Origin of the sequence: Corynebacterium sp. (assembly GCF_012837295.1) — a bacterium.
Classification (GTDB): domain Bacteria; phylum Actinomycetota; class Actinomycetes; order Mycobacteriales; family Mycobacteriaceae; genus Corynebacterium.
The window spans coordinates 1-3,445 of record NZ_DURI01000211.1 but is presented as its reverse complement, the minus strand read 5'-3'; the positions used below and the strand labels follow the sequence as shown (position 1 = coordinate 3,445).

The window sequence follows — 3,445 nt, the reverse complement described above, 5'->3', positions numbered from 1 at the left end:
CCGGCCGCGAGAAGTAGCTCCGCCGTCACATCACGGCACGCCTCGGCAGCAATTCGACCACGTCGCAGATGATTCCCTCGCCGTCCCCGGCGGCGCACTCCCCCGGTTCTCCCTGAGGGAAGGCGGACGAGGTGTCCGGGTGGGCGTCGTCAAGCGATCCCGAACCGGAACCGGCGGCGACCGGCTCCCATGCCTCGAACCCCGCGGTGCCGGGGCGCAGGGGTTCGAGTGCGGCGTCCCAGGCGGTGCCGAGCTCGGTGTCGAGGGCGCGGGCCATGCCGGGGGCGTCGCCGCGGTGGGCGGCCATGATGGCGCGGAGGCGCTGCTCGCCGATCTGAATGTCGCCGGCGGCGTCGGTGACGCCGGACCACGTGCCCAGCGCGGGGACGTGGCAGTGGCGTTGACCCTGCTCGCCGGGGATGTCGGCGGCGGGGTCCTCGGTGATTTCAAAGGTGAGGTCCGGCCAGCGCGCGAGATCCCCGACCAGGCCCGCGGCGGCGCCCGCGGGTCCGCGCCATTCGATTTCGGCGCAGACGCGGGTCGCGTCGTCGGGGCGGGCGCGCCAGATCGACGCGGCCGGGCGGGTACCGTCTGGCAGCGTCATTCCGGCGCGGGCGAGGGCCCACGCGACGTGCGGTGTGAGGGCCGGTCGCGCTGCGTGGATCCACAGCACTCCGGTCGAGTCATGTCGGGACATGGTCACCTGCGGTGTCGGCGAAGAGACGGGGCACCACCGGTGGTGCCGGTGGCGCTCCGCCCCAAGACGAGGCTCGTCTTCCCCTACGCCCTCGTCGCCGGGGCGTCGCCGCTCGTGGGTGGAACGCCGGGCTGCGGTCGGCCGCGGTGCGGCTTCATGCTTTGCGACGTCCCGGGCGGCGGTGCCCAAGTCAACCAATGGGGCCAGTGTGGACCGCCGAGTGGGGCGCGACAAGGGTCAAGTGAAGGTTGACACCCCCAAAAGGTAAACCTTCGATTGAGGGCCGACCGCGAACAGATCGGCCGACCGGGTCAGATCACCGGGCCGCTCAAGACCGTCTGCCGCGACCGTCTACTCCGTGCCCGCGTCCTCGAACACCGACCACAGCTCGTCGTTGAAGTCGGTCCACAGCGGCTTCGCCCAGTCGCCGAAGGGCCGGTCGGTGAGCACGACGCAGGCGCGGCCGGTGGCGGCGTGGACCCAGAGGAACGTGCCGGCCTGGCCGAAGTGCCCGGCGACGTCGCCCGGCATGGACTCGCCGAACCACAGGCCCTGGCGGGACTCGGGATGGGAGAAGATCTCGAAGCCCAGCCCCCAGTCCGCCGGCTTCTGCGAGCCGTAGCCCGGCACGACGCCGTTCAGACCGGGGAACTGCACGGTCAGGGCCTCGTCGACGGTCTCGGGGTGGAGGACGGCGGGGTCGAGGATTTCGTCGGCGAAGTTCATCAGGTCGCCCACCGACCCCTCGCCGCCGTGCCCGGCCGAACCGTGCAGGACGCACGACCCCATGCCCAGCGGCTCGAACGTCGCGGCGCGCAGGTACTGCGGGAAGCTCATCCCGACCTCGTCGGCGATGCGGTCGGCGATGATGTCGAACCCGGCCGAGGAATACAGCCGCCGCTCCCCCGGCTCCTTCTCCGGCTTCGGCGACGCGAACCCCACGCCGCCGGCATGCGACAGCAGATGGCGGACGGTCGCCCCGGGCGGCTCGAGCTCGTCGTCGAGCTCGAAGACGCCTTCCTCCACCGCCACGAGCATCGCGTGGGCGGACAGCAGTTTGGTCACGCTGGCCAGGCCGTACACCCGCGACTCGTCGCCGTGGACGACCCACTTCTCGTCGGCGCCGCGGGCGGCGGCGCAGACGGACTTCACGGGCCACTCGTCGACGGTGGCGAGCTGGCTGGACAGGGCGGAGGAGAGCACGGTCATGCCCCCAGGCTAACGCGGGGCGGGAACCTCGGCCGGTGCACGGTCCACTGCGGGCTCCGCGGACTCCGCGGACTCCGCGGAATCGGCCGAATTGGTGGTGTGGGCGGACTCGGAGACCGAATCGTCGTCAAGCGAACGCGGCTCGCCCTCGAACGCGGCCGGATCGATGATGCCGGCGCGCTTGGCGACGACCGCTGGCACCAGTGCCTGACCCGTGACGTTGACGGCGGTACGGCCCATGTCGACGATCGGCTCGACGGCCAGCAGCAGGCCGACGCCCTCCAGCGGCAGGCCCAGGGTCGACAGCGTCAGGGTGAGCATGACCGTCGCGCCGGTGGTGCCGGCGGTGGCCGCCGAACCCAGCACGGAGACGATGACGATGAGCAGGTAATCCGTCATGCCCAGCTCCAGGCCGTAGAACTGCGCAACGAACAGGGCGGCGATGGCCGGGTAAATCGCGGCGCAACCGTCCATCTTCGTCGTCGCGCCCAGCGGCACGGCGAAGGAGGCGTACTCGCGAGGCACGCCGAGGCGGCGCTCCGTGACGCGCTGCGTCACCGGCATGACGCCCATCGACGAGCGGGTGACGAAGCCCAGCGACGTCACCGGCCACACGCGGCTGAAGAACGCGCCGACGGGGATGCCGTTGAGGCGCAGCACCGCCGGGTAGATCACGCCGATGACCACGATCAGGCCGATGTAGATGGCGATGGTGAACTTGCCCAGCGACCCGAGCGCATCCCAGCCGTACTCGGCGACGGCGCGGCCGATCAGGGCCGCGGTGCCGATCGGCGCCAGGCGGATGATCCACCAGAGGACCTTCTGGATGATCTGCAGCAGCGACTCCGTGCCGCGCAGGAACGGCTCCGCCGGGGAGCCGACCTTGACCGCGGCGATGCCCAGCGCGATGGAGATGACCAGCAGCTGCAGGACGTTGAATGCGGGGTCGGCGCCATCTTCGGAGAGGTTCACGCCCAGGCCGAGGATGTTCTCCGGCACCACGCCAGCCAGGAACGCCCACCACGAGCCCGTCGACGACGGGGCTTCGGCGGCCGCGGCATCGACGCCGGCGCCGACGCCGGGCTTGACCCACAGGCCGATGAGGATGCCCGCGATGACCGAGATCAGCGACGTCGCCGCGAACCACAGCAGCGTCGATACGGCCAGGCGCGCGGCGTTGGTGACCTTGCGCAGGTTCGCCACCGACGTTATGACGGCGGTGACCACCAGCGGCGGCACCATCAGCTTCAGCAGCTGCACGTATGCGCCGCCGACGGAGTCGAGCACGGCGCGCAGGCCGGAGCCCTCGCCGGTGCCGCGGGCGATGAAGCCGAGGATGAGGCCGATGATCAGGCCGTAGATGACCTGGGCGCCGAAACCGGTGGCCCAGGTGGGGAGAATGCGGCGGCGCCCGGTGGTGCCCGGGTCGGCGGCCGCGTTCGAGGCCGCGGCGGAAGTGGCCGCGGAAGATTCTGTGCTCACGAAAAGAGCCTTTCCATGGGATGGGAAAAGGATGGGAGAAACGCGGCGTCTCGGATG

The 3,445-nt window shown here is 71.1% G+C and carries 3 protein-coding genes; all 3 read right to left on the bottom strand.

Annotated features, from left to right (window positions below; translation table 11 throughout):
- Nucleotides 1-25: 25 nt before the first annotated feature.
- Nucleotides 26-697, bottom strand: a complete 672-nt coding sequence (locus GX015_RS07040) for a DUF3145 family protein (RefSeq protein WP_291343890.1) — start codon at nt 695-697, stop codon at nt 26-28.
- Between the two features lie 351 nt (nt 698-1,048).
- Entirely contained in the window at nt 1,049-1,906 is an 858-nt protein-coding gene (locus tag GX015_RS07035) for a serine hydrolase (RefSeq protein WP_291343888.1), read from the bottom strand.
- A 9-nt stretch (nt 1,907-1,915) separates the two neighbouring features.
- Nucleotides 1,916-3,307, bottom strand: coding sequence for a dicarboxylate/amino acid:cation symporter (locus GX015_RS07030; RefSeq protein ID WP_291343891.1), 1,392 nt, complete (start codon nt 3,305-3,307; stop codon nt 1,916-1,918).
- Between the last annotated feature and the right edge of the window lie 138 nt (nt 3,308-3,445).